This window comes from Arthrobacter sp. LFS091 (genome assembly GCF_047977885.1).
GTDB lineage: Bacteria > Actinomycetota > Actinomycetes > Actinomycetales > Micrococcaceae > Arthrobacter.
Map to the genome: position 1 here is coordinate 585,434 of NZ_JBFPFP010000001.1, position 14,017 is coordinate 599,450.

13 protein-coding genes and 1 tRNA gene are annotated in these 14,017 nt (G+C 62.2%); 2 read left to right on the forward strand and 12 right to left on the reverse strand.

Annotated features, from left to right (window positions below; genetic code table 11):
- Positions 1-41: 41 nt before the first annotated feature.
- Entirely contained in the window at positions 42-1,478 is a 1,437-nt protein-coding gene (gene gndA / locus ACNQOP_RS02750; RefSeq protein ID WP_257367899.1) for an NADP-dependent phosphogluconate dehydrogenase, read from the reverse strand.
- Positions 1,479-1,716: 238 nt separating this feature from the next.
- On the opposite strand from gndA, the gene ACNQOP_RS02755 reads away from it, so the two are divergent.
- On the forward strand, positions 1,717-2,445 hold the full coding sequence (locus ACNQOP_RS02755) for a FadR/GntR family transcriptional regulator (RefSeq protein WP_284985838.1): 729 nt from the start codon (positions 1,717-1,719) through the stop codon (positions 2,443-2,445).
- Here ACNQOP_RS02755 and ACNQOP_RS02760 read toward each other — a convergent pair whose 3' ends face one another.
- The 3 genes from ACNQOP_RS02760 to ACNQOP_RS02770 are packed head-to-tail and all read right to left on the reverse strand — an operon-like array spanning position 2,446 to position 5,212.
- Positions 2,446-3,495, reverse strand: a complete 1,050-nt coding sequence (locus ACNQOP_RS02760) for an L-idonate 5-dehydrogenase (protein ID WP_416403238.1) — start codon at positions 3,493-3,495, stop codon at positions 2,446-2,448.
- Positions 3,495-4,265 (reverse strand): SDR family oxidoreductase, encoded by a 771-nt coding sequence (locus ACNQOP_RS02765; RefSeq protein ID WP_257367896.1) that lies wholly within the window; start codon positions 4,263-4,265, stop codon positions 3,495-3,497. The genes ACNQOP_RS02760 and ACNQOP_RS02765 overlap by 1 nt, the downstream gene beginning before the upstream one ends.
- A gap of 35 nt (positions 4,266-4,300) precedes the next feature.
- On the reverse strand, positions 4,301-5,212 hold the full coding sequence (locus ACNQOP_RS02770) for an NAD(P)-dependent oxidoreductase (protein WP_416403239.1): 912 nt from the start codon (positions 5,210-5,212) through the stop codon (positions 4,301-4,303).
- A gap of 68 nt (positions 5,213-5,280) precedes the next feature.
- Here ACNQOP_RS02770 and ACNQOP_RS02775 point away from each other — a divergent pair, with 68 nt between their 5' ends.
- Positions 5,281-6,348 (forward strand): D-2-hydroxyacid dehydrogenase, encoded by a 1,068-nt coding sequence (locus tag ACNQOP_RS02775; protein WP_416403240.1) that lies wholly within the window; start codon positions 5,281-5,283, stop codon positions 6,346-6,348.
- 10 nt (positions 6,349-6,358) lie between these two features.
- Here ACNQOP_RS02775 and ACNQOP_RS02780 read toward each other — a convergent pair whose 3' ends face one another.
- From ACNQOP_RS02780 to ACNQOP_RS02815, 8 genes are all read right to left on the reverse strand, one after another.
- Positions 6,359-8,413 carry an acyltransferase family protein gene (locus ACNQOP_RS02780; RefSeq protein ID WP_416403242.1) on the reverse strand — a complete coding sequence of 685 codons (2,055 nt, stop codon included), beginning with the start codon at positions 8,411-8,413 and terminating at the stop codon, positions 6,359-6,361.
- A gap of 146 nt (positions 8,414-8,559) precedes the next feature.
- On the reverse strand, positions 8,560-9,918 hold the full coding sequence (locus ACNQOP_RS02785) for an MFS transporter (RefSeq protein ID WP_416403243.1): 1,359 nt from the start codon (positions 9,916-9,918) through the stop codon (positions 8,560-8,562).
- Positions 9,919-10,047: 129 nt separating this feature from the next.
- Complete coding sequence (locus ACNQOP_RS02790) at positions 10,048-10,842, reverse strand: IclR family transcriptional regulator (protein WP_416403244.1); 795 nt, start codon at positions 10,840-10,842, stop codon at positions 10,048-10,050.
- Positions 10,843-11,066: 224 nt separating this feature from the next.
- Positions 11,067-11,354: a hypothetical protein gene (locus ACNQOP_RS02795; protein ID WP_235522080.1), complete on the reverse strand. Its 288-nt coding sequence runs from the start codon at positions 11,352-11,354 to the stop codon at positions 11,067-11,069.
- 114 nt (positions 11,355-11,468) lie between these two features.
- A tRNA-Val gene (locus ACNQOP_RS02800) sits at positions 11,469-11,544 on the reverse strand.
- A 77-nt stretch (positions 11,545-11,621) separates the two neighbouring features.
- A complete protein-coding gene (locus ACNQOP_RS02805; protein ID WP_257367890.1) occupies positions 11,622-12,578 on the reverse strand; it encodes an NAD-dependent protein deacetylase in 957 nt (318 codons plus the stop codon).
- Complete coding sequence (locus ACNQOP_RS02810; protein ID WP_416403245.1) at positions 12,575-13,078, reverse strand: peroxiredoxin; 504 nt, start codon at positions 13,076-13,078, stop codon at positions 12,575-12,577. Before ACNQOP_RS02810 ends, ACNQOP_RS02805 begins: the two co-directional genes overlap by 4 nt.
- Positions 13,075-13,494, reverse strand: coding sequence for a DUF3052 domain-containing protein (locus ACNQOP_RS02815; RefSeq protein WP_211712171.1), 420 nt, complete (start codon positions 13,492-13,494; stop codon positions 13,075-13,077). Before ACNQOP_RS02815 ends, ACNQOP_RS02810 begins: the two co-directional genes overlap by 4 nt.
- Positions 13,495-14,017: the final 523 nt, after the last annotated feature.

Sequence of the window (14,017 nt, forward strand, 5' to 3'; positions counted from 1 at the left end):
CCCAGCCTAGTGGGAGGGAACCGGCCTTCAGCGCGATGCTGCTAGTGGGTGTCGACAGCCGAGATCTCGGACTTGTCTTCGCCCCACAGGGTGTGGAAGGTACCTTCGGTGTCGACGCGACCGTAGGTGTGTGCACCGAAGAGGTCGCGCTGGCCCTGGATCAGGGCAGCGGCGACGCGCTTGCGGCGCAGTCCGTCGTAGTAGGCCAGCGAGGAGGAGAACACCGGCACGGGAATGCCCAGCTGCACGGCGGTGGCTACGACGCGGCGCCAGGCCGGCAAAGCCTCCGCGATGGCCTTGGTGAAGGCCGGTGCGAAGAGCAGGTTGGCGGGCTTCTCCTCGGCAGCGTATGCCTTGGTGATGTCCTTGAGCAGTTCTGCACGGATGATGCAGCCCGCGCGCCACAGCGAAGCGATCTCGTCCAGTTTGAGATCCCAGCCGTATTCCTTGGCAGCGGAGGTCAGCATGTCCAGGCCCTGGGCGTAGGAGACCAGCTTGGAGGCGTAGAGCGCCTGGCGAACGTCCTCGACGAACGTTTCGGGGATCTCCACGGTGGCTTCTTCGCCGGCCAGCAGTTCCTGGCCGAGCCTGCGCTGCTCGGCCTGCGAGGACAACGCACGAGCGAACACGGACTCTGCAATGCCGGACACCGGCGAGCCGAGCTCGAGGGCGGAGATAACGGTCCAGCGTCCGGTGCCCTTCTGGCCTGCGGCATCAACGACGACGTCCACGAACGGCTTGCCGGTCTTGGCATCAACGTGGCCCAGGACCTCAGCGGAGATCTCGATCAGGAAGGAGGACAGATCGCCCTTGTTCCATTCGGTGAAGATCTTTGCCTGCTCCGCCGGCTCAATGCCGGCACCCGAGCGGAGGAGGTCGAAGGCTTCGCCGATGACCTGCATGTCGGCGTACTCGATGCCGTTGTGGACCATCTTGACGAAGTGGCCCGCACCGTCGGTGCCGATCCAAGCGCAGCAGGGTTCGCCGTCGACCTTGGCGGAAATCTTTTCCAGCAGCGGGCCGAGGGCGTCGTAGGACTCCCTGGATCCACCGGGCATGATGGATGGGCCGTTCAAGGCGCCCTCTTCGCCGCCGGAAACACCGACGCCGACGAAGTGAAGGTCCTTCTTGGCAAGGGCAGCTTCGCGGCGACGGGTGTCCTCATAGTGCGAGTTGCCGGCATCGATGATGATGTCTCCGGCCTCGAGCAGCGGTTCGAGCTGCTCGATGACGTTGTCGACAGGTGCGCCTGCCTTGACCATGATCAGGACGCGGCGGGGCTTTTCGAGGGAGTCGACGAGTTCCTGCAGCGATTCGGTGCGAATGAAGTCGCCTTCCGTGCCGTGCTTCTCCAGCAGGGCGTCGGTCTTCTCCACGGAGCGGTTGTGGAGCGCCACGGTGAAGCCGTTGCGGGCAAGGTTGCGGGCAAGGTTGGCACCCATCACCGCGAGGCCGGTGACACCGATGTGTGCTGACATCAAAACTCCAATTCGTTCGTGTTCAAACAGTCCTGCGGACACGCAGGAAGAAAATCAAAACCAGGGGCTGTAATAAACCATACGTATTTAAATCCGGGGCAGGAAAGCGGCGCCCACCAAGTGGAACGACGCCACGTCATAAACAGTCTATGATGCCTCCTGTCCGTACTGCCCTCCCAAGGGGACTGCGTTGCCATTCCTGCGCGCCATGGCTCCCCGCGCCATTATGCTTACCTCTATGTCAACCAGCCTCCACCACCGCGCCGTCGAGCATCTGGGGACCCGCATTGTCGGCGGCGCCCTTCCTACTGGCCATGTCATGTTGGCGGAGCATTTGGAAGACGAGCTCAAGGTTTCACGTTCGGTTGTCCGCGAAGCGGTTCGGGTCCTTCAGTCGTTGGGACTGGTGGAGACCATCAAGCGGGTGGGGATCAGAGTCCTTCCGGCCAACCGCTGGAACCCCTTCGATCCCTTGGTCATTCGTTGGCGATTGGCTGGCGAAGGACGCGGAGCCCAGTTGCGTTCGCTGGCGGAGCTGCGTTCCGCCGTCGAGCCCGTGGCCGCTGAACTGGCGGCCGATAACGCCCCCGATGCGCTCCGCAAGGAGCTGGTGGGTATCTCGCACGCCATGAAGGAAGCCGGCGATGCCGGCGACATGGCCACGTTCCTTGACCTCGACATCCGTTTCCATGCCCTGGTCCTGTCGGGCTCAGGCAATGAGATGTTTGCGAACCTGATCGGCCAGGTCACCGAGACGCTGACCGGCAGGACGGTGCACGGACTGATGCCGGAGCACCCCCAAAAGCAGGCCCTGCAGTGGCATATGGATGTTGCGCATGCCATCGAGACCGGCGACGGTCCTGTTGCGCGGGACGCCGCCGCCCGGATCATGCGGCAAACCATCGCGGAGTTGGCCCCCAGCTGGGATGACCAACCCCGCGTATTTGTGCCTGTTGCCAAAAACTAGCTACTCCCGGAAGTTCAGCAGCACCTTTCCGGACTCAGCAGGGTTCTTCGCCACGTCAAAGGCTTCGAGCCCGTGGGCGAGGTCGAATTCGTGCGTCACCACAGGATCCACCTGAAGCGAACCGTCGGCGAGCGCAGCGATGACGTCCTCGATTTCGTCATTGAAACGGAATGAACCCAGCAGTTCGAGTTCCCGGGTGATGGCCAGTGAGATGTACACCGGCTGAGGCCCTGACGGGAGCAGTCCCACCATCACTACCTTGCCGCCACGGGTGGCTCCCTTGATGGCAGAGGCCAGCCCGTAATGGCTGCCGGACGATTCAATGACGATGTCGGCGTCCACGGCTGCGATGGCTTCCGCTTCGTCGCCTTTGAGTACGGCGTCCGCACCGACCGCCCGTGCGATCTCCAGCGGCTTGTCATGCATATCGACAGCGACAATCCGGGCAGCGCCGGCGCGCTTCAGGACCGCGACCGCGAGCGCACCGATAGGGCCACTTCCGATGACGAGCGCCGTTTTTCCGCGGACGTCCCCCGCCCGGGCCACAGCGTGCCAGGCGACACTGGCCGGTTCCACCAGGGCAGCGGTCCTCAGGTCCAGGTTTTCCGGCAGTGGGCGAAGCATCCTCGATGGCAGGTTTGCATATCGGCTGAAGGCACCATCGGTGTGCGGGTAGCGGGCAGCGCTGCCCAGGTATGTGCATCCCGGGGACAGGTTTGGCCGGTCCTCGGGGTATCTGGCGTCGCCGGGGGCGGGCGTTGCTGGATGGACTGCCACGGGCGTTCCCACGCCCGGGCCGCTGCCATCCGCCGCCTGCTGGACCACGGTGCCAACGATTTCGTGGCCGAGGACCATGGGCTCCTTGAGGATGGATTCCCCCGCAGCGCCGTGCAGCCAGTAGTGCAGGTCGGAGCCGCAGATGCCGCCGTAGGCGATTTCGACGATCGCCTGGTCCGGCGTGGGCTCGGTCAGCGGAATGTCTTCGATGCGGAGGTCGTTCTTGCCATGGGCGACCACCGCCGGAGCGGTTGTGGGAAGTGTGATGCCCATCAGACCACCACCGTCATTCCGCCATCGACGAAGATGGTCTGGCCGTTGACGAAGTTGGATGCCTGCGAGGCCAACCACACCGTTGGGCCGGCGAGGTCCGCGACGGTCCCCCACCTGTTGGCAGGTGTCCGGCCAAGGATCCAGGAGTTGAAGTCGGTGTCGTCCACCAGGTTCTGCGTCATCTCGGTGTGGATGTAACCCGGGGCGATCCCATTGATCTGCAGCCCGGACGCCGCCCACTCGGCCGTCATGGCCCGGGTCAGGTTCCGCAACCCGCCCTTGGCGGCGACATAGGGTGCGATCGTTGGTCGCGCGAGGTCTGTTTGGACTGAGCAGATGTTGATGATTTTGCCGTGGCCCCTGGGGATCATATGCCTGGCGGCTTCACGGCCCACCAGGAATGCGCTGGTCAGGTCCGTGGTGATCACGCGGTCCCAGTCCTTGACGTCGAGATCGAGCATGGGGACCCGGTGTTGGATCCCGGCGTTGTTCACGAGGATGTCGAGCGGGCCGACGTTCTGCTCAATCCACGCTACGCCTTCAGCGGCGGCCTCCGCGTCGGTGACGTCGAAGGCCCGGCTGTGGACCCTGCCCGCCGGGTAGTCGGTGGCCATTGCCTCCTGCGCGGCGTCGAGTCTTTCAGCGCTGATGCCGTTGAGCACCACCGTGGCTCCAGCGTCGGCAAGGCCCCTGGCCAGGGCGTTACCTATCCCCCGGCTTGAACCAGTAACCAAGGCAACCCGCCCGGTCAGATCGAAAAGTCCAGTCATGGTTTGTTCTTCATTCCTTCTTCGGTTGCGTCGGCTCAGTTGCTGCGCGACGTCGCGGTTGGGGTCGGGCTCAAATTGGCGATGGTTTGCCGAACGACGGCAAGGTCCTGGTCTCCGAGTCCCTGGCGCCTCACTTCGGCGTACAGCTCGACGGCGGCTGTGGCCAGGGGCACGGCGGAGCCGGCAGCTTCAGCACTCTCCAGGACGAACCCGAGGTCTTTGTGCATGAATTTGGCGGGTCCCGTCGGTGCATAGTCTTTGGCAGCAAGTCGCGGACCAACGTTGTCCAACACCCGGCTTCCGGCGAGCCCGCCCGAAAGGACGTCAAAGAGCGCCTCCACGTCCATGTCGGAGCGTTCGGCGAGCTCGGCTGCCTCGGCGAGTGCCGCCGTCGTGGTTCCGACGATGAGTTGGTTGCACGCCTTGGCCAGCGATCCGGACCCAAGCGGCCCCATGCGCCGCACGGTTGTTCCCATGGTCTCGAGGAGCGGCTTGAGTGCCTCGAACTGGAATTCGTCGGCACCAACCATGATGGCCAGGGTGCCGTCCTCCGCACCTTTGGTTCCGCCACTGACCGGGGCATCCACCACTGATGCGTTGCCGCCACTCGCTTCGTGGACCGTTTGGCCGAACTGCTGCACCGCGGTCGGCGAGACGCTGCTCATGATGACGACGGCGGTGCCCGGCTTTGGCGGCGCGCCCCGCCAGGACTGAAGCAAGGCCTGTGCGGCTTCCTCGATAAACGGCAGGTCCGGGAGCATGAAGATAATGGCATCCTCATCGCGAAGGTGGGCCACTTCGGCGGCGCGCTCGACGCCACGGAGGTCCCCGAAGGCCTTGCCGGAGCGGTTCCAGCCGGTGACTGCCCACCCGGCTTTGGCGATGTTGGCGGCCATGGGTGCTCCCATGAGCCCCAAACCGACAAAGCCCACACGTTTACCGTCCATGCCAGTAGTACCTCACTTCGTTGTGGTCATCTCGGGAATTCTGTTCAATATCCTAGCCGTCATTCAGTATGATGAACACTATGACGACTGATGAACTTACCATCGCCATCGCTGTGCCGCTCGAAGCAGAGCACGTAGAGCTGATCCGCGCTGTTGATCCCTCCGTAACGGTTCTCTACGATCCTGAGTTGCTGCCGCCCGAGCGCTTCCCCGCGGACCATGCCGGCGATCCCGACTTCAAACGGACCGTCGAGCAGGAAGAACGCTACTGGGCCATGTTGAACAAGGCACAGGTCCTCTACGGCTTCCCCAACGAAAGCCCCGCCGGACTCGCCAAGGTGGCCCAAAGCAATCCGCACCTGCAGTGGATCCATGCCATGGCCGCCGGAGCGGGCGGCGCCGTCAAGGCCTCGGGCCTGGACACTGAAGCGCTGCGCAAGTTCAAGGTGACCACCTCGGCCGGGGTCCATGCCCTGCCACTGGCAGAGTTCTCGGCCTTCGGCATCCTTAACGGCTTCAAACGCAGCGCCGAAATGGGCCGCGACCAGGCTGCCAGGATCTGGCCTGAGCTGCGGACACCCACCAAACTCGTTAACGGTTCCACCTTGGTGATCACTGGACTGGGTGAAATCGGCATGGAAACTGCCCGTATAGCCCGCGCCCTCGGCATGAGGGTCAGCGGGACCAAGCGCAACGTCGAAGCCATCGAAGGCATCGACAAGGTGACCACCAACGACGACCTGGCCTCCCTGGTTTCCGGCGCTGACGCAGTGGTGAACACCCTGCCCGGGACCCCCTACACGGAGAAGCTGTTCAACCGCGAAATCTTCTCGGCCATGAAGCCCGGGGCCGTGTTCGTCAACGTCGGCCGCGGAACCGTCGTCGATGAGGAAGCGTTGCACGAGGCACTCGAGAACGGTCAGGTCTCTTACGCGTGCCTTGACGTCTTCGCCGTCGAACCTCTCCCGCAGGACAGCCCGTTGTGGAACCACCCCCAGGTCCTCGTGTCCCCGCACACCTCGGCCCTGAGCGAGGCTGAAAACCGCCTCATCGCCGAGCGTTTCTGCAGCAACCTGCGCACCTTCCTGGATGGCGGCGAACTCCCCCATCTGGTGGATCCCGTCCACTTCTACTAAGCCGGACCACCTACCAGCCCGTGGCGGCCAACCATCTCTCGGACAGCATTTCAGTCATGCTTCTTGTGTAGCTGGCCGAGAGGTGGTTGTCGTCCAGGTAAACGTAGACGTTGCCGATGATCCCCGGACAACGGGCACCGTCACAAATGAGGTCGGTCATATCCAAAATCGACAAACCGGTGAAGGTCCCCTCCAGCCGCTCCAGCGGGTTGCTTTCCGCCAGGACCGAGGACAGCGCGGGACTGCAGCCGGGACCGTCCACCCCCGAGGCGATGGCACACTCACTGGGACTGAAGGAGAACCGCGGATTGTCCCGCATGGCAATGACCTCCACCCCCTGATCCGTAAGCTCGCCCACCAAATCGTCCAGTCCCCACGTCAAATCTTCATCGGGTGAATCCGGAACCGCCGCTGTCCCCACCAGGAAAACCGCATCCGGATGGTGCTGGCGTATGTGCTGCCGAACCTGTGCATTGAACCGGTTGCACTCAGCTCCGACCTCCTCCGTCTGGGTCATGAAGGGGCAGGCGCCCAAAGTGATGGCCTGGACGCGCCACTGTTGTTCCTTGGCCAAGGGACCAATCGCACCCAGCCACTGCAGGGAATGCGACTGGCCTACGACAATAATCGTCTTCTTCGCTCCGCTTCCCACATCGTTTTGCTGGCATTCCGCAGCAAGCGCGGCATCGGCAGGACGCAACTCGCCGACGCAGGGACCGTCGAGCCTTCCCCAATCGTCCGGTAACTGCTCAGGCGTAGGCAGCGGCCGCGCATTCGCGTTGCCGGTGTTGACATAGCCCGGCAGCAACGCCCTGGCACCCGGGTTGTCCTCGGTCCCCTGCGAAGCCAGGATGTCTTTTTCCACCTGCCGCTGGTAGCCGAAAATTGCCATGGGCGACGCCCCAACGGCCAGGCACACTGCTACGGCCACAGCCAGGCGGCGCCGCTTGGCCTCTGGCCATCGCCACGCACGCAGCGGCCGCTCCACCCAACGCGTGGTGACGTAGGCCAGGAGCAGCGAGGCCATCACAATCAACGAGCCCGTCAACCAGTCCGCATGGTCTTCACCAATCCACACCAGAGTGATGACGAGGAGCGGCCAGTGCCATAGGTAGAGGGCATATGAGGTGGACCCCAGCCCAACCAGCAGCCTCGAGGACAGGATCCGGTCCACGCCAACCCGGCTTCCCGATTGTCCGGCCACAATCACTGCTACCGCAGCCAGCGTGGGCCACAGGGCAACATAGCCGGGAAATGCTGTACGGACCTGCAAGATGGCGCCGCAGCTCAGCATTGCAGCAACACCAACCCAGCCAAGTACGGCTCTCATTCCCTTGCGTGGATGCAGGAAGGGAAGGAGCAATGCAACAAAGGTGCCCAAAGCGAACTCCCACAAGCGGGCAAAAGTGTCGAAGTAGGCCAGTTCCTGATGTGCCGCGGTGAAGTAAATCGAATAAGCGAGCGAGGCTGTAAAAACCAGTCCAAAGACTCCCAGCAGCACGGCACGGTACGACCATCCAAACCGGCGACAGACCAATGCGGTCAGCACAAAAATCGCAGGCCAAAGAATGAAGACCTGCCCTTGGATGGAGAGCGACCAAAAGTGCTGCATGGGGCTGGCCAGGCTATGGTCAGCCGCATAGTAGTTGACCACTTGCCGTTGCAGCAGCCAGTTCTGGACGTAGAACAGCGAGGCCCAGGCCTGGTTGACGATCTCGGTCCACCGCGTCCGTGGAATGACCAGAAAAGTTGCCGCCAATGTCCCGAGCAGGACCACCACGACCGCGGGCAACAACCGCCAGAAAAGGTGAAGCCAGTGCCGCAGCAGTGAAACGGTACGGGCATCCTCGTAGCGCCCAACGAATTGCAGGGTCATCAGGAACGCCGAAATCAGCAAGAACACATCCACACCGCCGGATACCCGGCCAAACCAGATGTGGTAAGTGACGACCATGAGTACTGCAAGCGAGCGAAGACCCTGGATCTCAGGACGAAAAGTTGTCCCGGCAGCGCGCCGAACCTGTCCGGGGCTCTCCGGCGATGTCACGCCCTTGGTTGCCGTCATGGACACGCTCCTCTTCCGCTGCACCAATTCTGCACTGCCCTCTGCCAATGTCCACCCCAAGGAGAACGGCAGGACAAACGACAGCGGCGCGGCCCCTCCTCTCGGAGGGACCGCGCCGCAGTGCTTTTGCGCGCTTACGGCAGAAGCTACCGCGCGTCTTCGGTGCTGACGAGGTCGCGTCCTGCCGTCTCCGGGGTGAAGAAGGTTGTGACGAACGAGATCAATGCCAGGATAAGCGAGTAGATGGCCAGGACCAGCCACGAGTGGTTCGTGGCTGCCAGCATCAGCGCACCGAGCAGGGGGGCCAGTCCGCCCGCCAGTACGGCGGAGATCTCCCGGCTCATCGCCACGCCTGTAAAGCGGTACTGCGAGCCAAAAAGTTCCGGCAGGAGCGGGCACTGCGGGCCGAGCATCGACTGAACACCGATGGCGATGCCCACAGCCATGACCACCCAGACCAGCGTGACGTTGCCCAACGTCACCAGGTAGAAGGCCGGCACGGCGATGATGGCCTGGAACAGCGCACCGTAGCGGTAGACCGGCACACGGCCATACTTGTCCGAAAGGGCCCCGAAGGTCACAACGAGGACTGCCGCGAACCCAGCCGCAATCAGCAGGCCGACCGGGCCAATGGAATTGTTTCCGGCAAAGACTCCTGCGGGCATGCTCATGAACGAAACCAGAAGCGCCGAGTAAATGGACGAGTTTCCGTTTTCGCCCATCCGCAGGCCGATGCCGATCAGCACGTTCTTCCTGGAGTGCTTCCACAAAGCACCGATCGGGTTCTTGACCACGTTTTTGTGCTTTTCCAGCTCCTGGAAAGCCGGCGTTTCCTTGAGCTTGAGCCGAATGAAGATCGCGATGACAATCAGGATGAAGCTGGCCAGGAACGGCACGCGCCACAGCCAGCCCTGCAGGACAGACTTGTCCGCCATGGCGATGAGGGCGAACGTTCCAGCGCCCAGGAGGGTGCCGAGCTGGATTCCGACGAACGGCAAGGAAGCGAAGAAACCACGACGGCGGCGCGGTGCCACTTCCGATATCAGCGTCGTGGCGCCGGCCTGCTCGGCGCCGGCCCCGAGTCCTTGGACGATGCGGAGTGTGACGAGGAGAACTGCGCCCAGCATCCCTGCCTGATCAAAGGTAGGCAGGAGTCCGATGGCGAAGCTCGCCGTTCCCATCAAGGCGATGGTCAGGATAAGGACCATCTTCCGGCCGAACCGGTCACCGATGTAGCCGAAAATCAGACCACCAAACGGCCGCGCCGCGAAGCCGACACCATAGGTAGCGAACGAAGCGATCAGTGCGCCATCCGGACCGAGTGGCGCGAAAAACAGCGGCCCGAAAATCAGCGCCGAAGCCAAACCGTAAATGTAGAAATCGTAGTACTCCAGAGCGGAACCTACAGAGCTGGCCAGCGTCGCACGCCGAAGCTGCTCCGGTTCGACGACGGCTTCGTCGGCTTCCGCCGCGAACTTTGTCTTAGTACGAGTTGTCACAAGCACTCCCTCAAAATCACCCCAGGCCCCCGTTGGCCCAGCGAGATAGTGATGGCATCACCGCCAAGATCACTATGTTGAACAGCGTACAGCTTGATGAACAGCTTGCCAAGACTAAAATCAGATTTATAAGTGCTATCCCATGGGATTGCCCAGGGACCTGGCCAATTCCTTGAGTTCCTTGACCATCAGGGCACCCTGCTCCTCCGAATATGTCGCCTTCAGTGCAGTGACTGAGAGGCCCAAGCTGGGGCCGTGGGCTCCATGGGTGGGCACGGCAACCGCCAGGCAGACCACTCCTACGGTGGATTCCTCGTCCTCGAAGGCGAACCCCTGAGTGCGAATAGTCGAAATCTGCGCCTTCAACTCCTCGGCCGTACGCAGCGAGTTCGGGGTCATGACGGGCAGCGACATGCCGTCGGGGAACATCGCCTCAATATCGTGGTCGTGCAACTGGGCCAGCAAGGCTTTGCCAACGCTGCACAGAGACACCGGCATCTTGTCACCGATGTTCGATGTCAGCCGGACGGCGGGATGGCCTTCGTAGCGTGCAAGGTAAATAACGTGGTCGCCGTCGAGCATGGCGATCCTGACGGTCTCACCTGAAAGTGTGGGGGCCTGTTCACAATATTTGTAGAACTCCTGCACCTCGTCCAAGCGGCTCAAGTACGCCGCACCCAGCTCCACAAGCTTTCGGCCCAGCGCAAAGTCGGCTCCCTGCCGGGTAATGAGGCGAGATTCCTCCAGGGCCAGAAGCAGATTCGAGGTAGAGGACTTGGGGATACCAAGTTCGCGCGAGAGGTCACTCAAGGTCAGTCGCCCGGACGGGGAGCCGGCAAGCGCCTCAAGCACGGCGGCTGCGCGGGTGACGGCAGGAGCCGGCGACGACGCGCCCAGCCCCTCCGAGCGGGTAGAGCGGGAATCTGCCACGATTCTCCTTCGTCATCGAGGTACCGGCTGTTCATTCAGCTGAACACTACTCATCATAGTGTCTCACCTGCCTGAGGGGTGCCCCTCCCCGCGGATACCTGAGTTGAGCCCCCGATCGACTCACTTTTCAAACCCAAAAGTTCGCTGTATATTCATTCTCGAGCTCTCCACCGCGGCATCCCCCAATAGTCGTGGTGGAGAGCTCATCCATTTAACCCGCGGATTCAGGCAGCCAAGGCTTCCTCGCCCCGGAGGTACCAGGCGCCATCACCATTCCGGACAAGTTCCCACGTCACGGCGCCGGAATGCTGCCCTCTGCCCGGAGCCACTTGGACCTGCCAGATTTCGATATCCACCCGGCCGTGACCCCGGGGCATTCGCCTTGACTGTTCCCACCACGGCACCCTCTCGAACCAGCGGACAGGCTCAGCCACCACGTCCCACTCCTGGCCGCCACGCTGGACCGCCACGGGAGCGCCTTGGACTGTGGTGCGGATGTCAACGGATTCCATGTCCGAAACATTAGGGATCACCACTGACAATTCAGGCACCGCAATCCGGGCCTTGTTAAGGCAACAAAAAACCCCGCCTCGTCGTACCTGTTGGCACTCCGTGGCGGGGTTACTTGGTGGGTCCTACCGGGATCGAACCGATGACATCCACGGTGTAAACGTGGCGCTCTACCAGCTGAGCTAAAGACCCAAATGACGGTTTCAGCGCTTCCTGCGGACCTTTTCAGTTCCTCAGCGCTTCAACCAACGAACAATGACTCTACATGATTATGTGCCGGAAACACCAATCGACCCGGCAGCACCTGAAATGTCGGGCAGCGTTCGCGCCAAATAATCCAAAGCACCGCTCACTCCGAGGTCGAGTTTCACCGTAGCGAGGGGGTCGCCACGGGTGGCACCCCGGTTAATGATGACCACGGGCTTGCCGGCCTTGGCGGCGTGACGCACAAAGCGAAGTCCGCTCTGCACCGTCAACGAGGACCCCGCAACCAGGAGGGCCTCCGCGTTATCCACCATCCCATAAGCGCGTGCCACGCGATCCTTGGGAACGTTTTCCCCAAAATAGACGAAATTGGGCTTAAGCATCCCGCCGCAGATGGGACACACCGCCACTACGAACGAAGTAATCAGGTCGGGATCTTCCACTGTCGCGTCGGCATCCGGAGCCATTTCCACCACCCCGGAATCCAGTGCAGCCTCCAGGAACCCAGGATTGATCTCTTCGAGGATGGCCGCGATCAGCTTCCGACTGAAGATGTGTCCGTTTTCGAGACAGATGACCTGGTCAAAGCGCCCGTGCAGGTCCACCACGTTAACGCTTCCGGCGTCCTCATGAAGCCTGTCCACGTTCTGGGTGATGAGACCCGTCAAAAGTCCCCGCCGTTCCATCAACGCGATGGCGGCATGCCCGGCATTGGGATCGGCATGCCGTAGATGGGACCACCCGATGTGGTTGCGGGCCCAATAGCGGCGTCGGTTGGACGCACTGCCGATGAACTCCTGGTAGGTCATCGGGTTCCGGGGCGCCGAGCCTGGCCCCCTGTAATCAGGAATACCCGAATCCGTGCTCAGGCCCGCGCCGGTGAGGACAGCCAACGGCTTGCCCTCCAGGAAAGACCGCGCCTCTGACACAGCCTCCAACTCGGCTGGCTGCAAGTGCACGGCCGGCTCCGGGTCCATGCTGGCGAAGCCAGTCATGCCCACCCCCGGCCTGACCCGGCTCATGACGAGTGCCCGACCAGATCCGCCAGGGCCCGGCGGTATTCGGTGAAGTCCCGGGCTTGGCCCCTTGGATTAACAACCGCGTAACGGACGGTGCCGCCGGCGTCGATAATAAAAGTTCCCCTCAGGGCCATCCCACTGGCGGCGTCGAACACACCGTATGCCTGGGCGACCGCACCGTGAGGCCAGAAATCGGCGAGGAGATCGAATCCGAAACCCTCGCTCTGGGCGTACGCCCGCTGGGCAAACTTACTGTCCACCGAGATGGCCAATACTGCGGCGTTCGCGTCCTCGAAGGCAGCGATGTTGTCGCGGATCTCACACAACTCTCCCGTGCAGATACCCGAGAAAGCGAAAGGGAAAAACACTACAACGACGTTCCGTCCGCGATAGTCGGACAATCGAACCGGCTCCCCGTATTGGTTGACCAGTTCGAATTCCGGCGCAGAATCACCAACGGCCGGTACCGTCATCAGCGCCGGCGCCAAGGGGACCTCGGTCACTTGTTCTTCTTCGGCACCAGGCGCGTGGCACTCCAGTCCTTCGAAACACCGGCGGAGGTGGTGAGGTGCAAACCGGACGTGGGCGCTGCGTCCTGGATGTCTGCCGGGGAAACGTAGCCGTCGCGACCTGATTTGGGGGTCAGGACCCAGACAACTCCGCCTTCCTTCAGTGTGGTGAGCGAATCCATCAGGGCATCAACAAGATCACCGTCGCCATCGCGCCACCAGAAGACGACAGCATCCACTACGTCATGATCGTCTTCATCCAACAGCTCGGATCCAGTGACATCTTCGATGTCATCACGCAAGTCGAAGTCGACGTCGTCGTCGTAGCCGCGCTCCTGAATCAGATCCCCATCTTTGAAACCCATTCGTTCCGCCACATTTACCGATGTGGCGGCGTCGGCCTCGCTCACGTTTCCTCCTTTTGAAGTGACTTCCATTACTAACAGCCAACACCCTTTGGGCGCGTGCTTCAAGCCATTGTCCCTGCCCGGGGCCACATTCCGCACTACCGGGGGCGTTTTGGGGCCCCGATACGTACGTGGTATCGGTCACGGAGGGATTATGAGTGTGACATACAACGCCCCCCGGGGCCCGTGGCTACGCATCCCGGCACAGTGAAAGCTAGAGTGGCCATGAGCGCTATGGCTGCAGGGCGATCGCCCCAAAGAATTCTACTGGGCAGCCAAGCGCTCACAAGACCTGCCCGGCGCATCGGACCGGGCTGTTGAAACCGAAATGTCGCACACGACGCGTTCACGACGGGCAGTTACCCTGCCAGACCTGAGGCGCCGATGAATGCGCCTAAAGGAAGGTTGGACGTGTCTGTAGGAGAAGAGACCTCACACATCCTCAGCGGGTTGACTGCCCAGCTGCCTGATCGTGATCCGGAAGAGACTGCTGAGTGGATTGAGTCCCTTGATGCGTTGATCGCCG

What these genes read in the sequence shown, in the direction of transcription:
- gndA (WP_257367899.1), bottom strand. Translation starts at nt 1,478, where the DNA reads ATGTCAGCACACATCGGTGTCACCGGCCTCGCGGTGATGGGTGCCAAC.
- ACNQOP_RS02755 (WP_284985838.1), top strand. Translation starts at nt 1,717, where the DNA reads ATGTCAACCAGCCTCCACCACCGCGCCGTCGAGCATCTGGGGACCCGC.
- ACNQOP_RS02760 (WP_416403238.1), bottom strand. Translation starts at nt 3,495, where the DNA reads ATGGGCATCACACTTCCCACAACCGCTCCGGCGGTGGTCGCCCATGGC.
- ACNQOP_RS02765 (WP_257367896.1), bottom strand. Translation starts at nt 4,265, where the DNA reads ATGACTGGACTTTTCGATCTGACCGGGCGGGTTGCCTTGGTTACTGGT.
- ACNQOP_RS02770 (WP_416403239.1), bottom strand. Translation starts at nt 5,212, where the DNA reads ATGGACGGTAAACGTGTGGGCTTTGTCGGTTTGGGGCTCATGGGAGCA.
- ACNQOP_RS02775 (WP_416403240.1), top strand. Translation starts at nt 5,281, where the DNA reads ATGATGAACACTATGACGACTGATGAACTTACCATCGCCATCGCTGTG.
- ACNQOP_RS02780 (WP_416403242.1), bottom strand. Translation starts at nt 8,413, where the DNA reads ATGACGGCAACCAAGGGCGTGACATCGCCGGAGAGCCCCGGACAGGTT.
- ACNQOP_RS02795 (WP_235522080.1), bottom strand. Translation starts at nt 11,354, where the DNA reads ATGGAATCCGTTGACATCCGCACCACAGTCCAAGGCGCTCCCGTGGCG.
- ACNQOP_RS02805 (WP_257367890.1), bottom strand. Translation starts at nt 12,578, where the DNA reads ATGAGCCGGGTCAGGCCGGGGGTGGGCATGACTGGCTTCGCCAGCATG.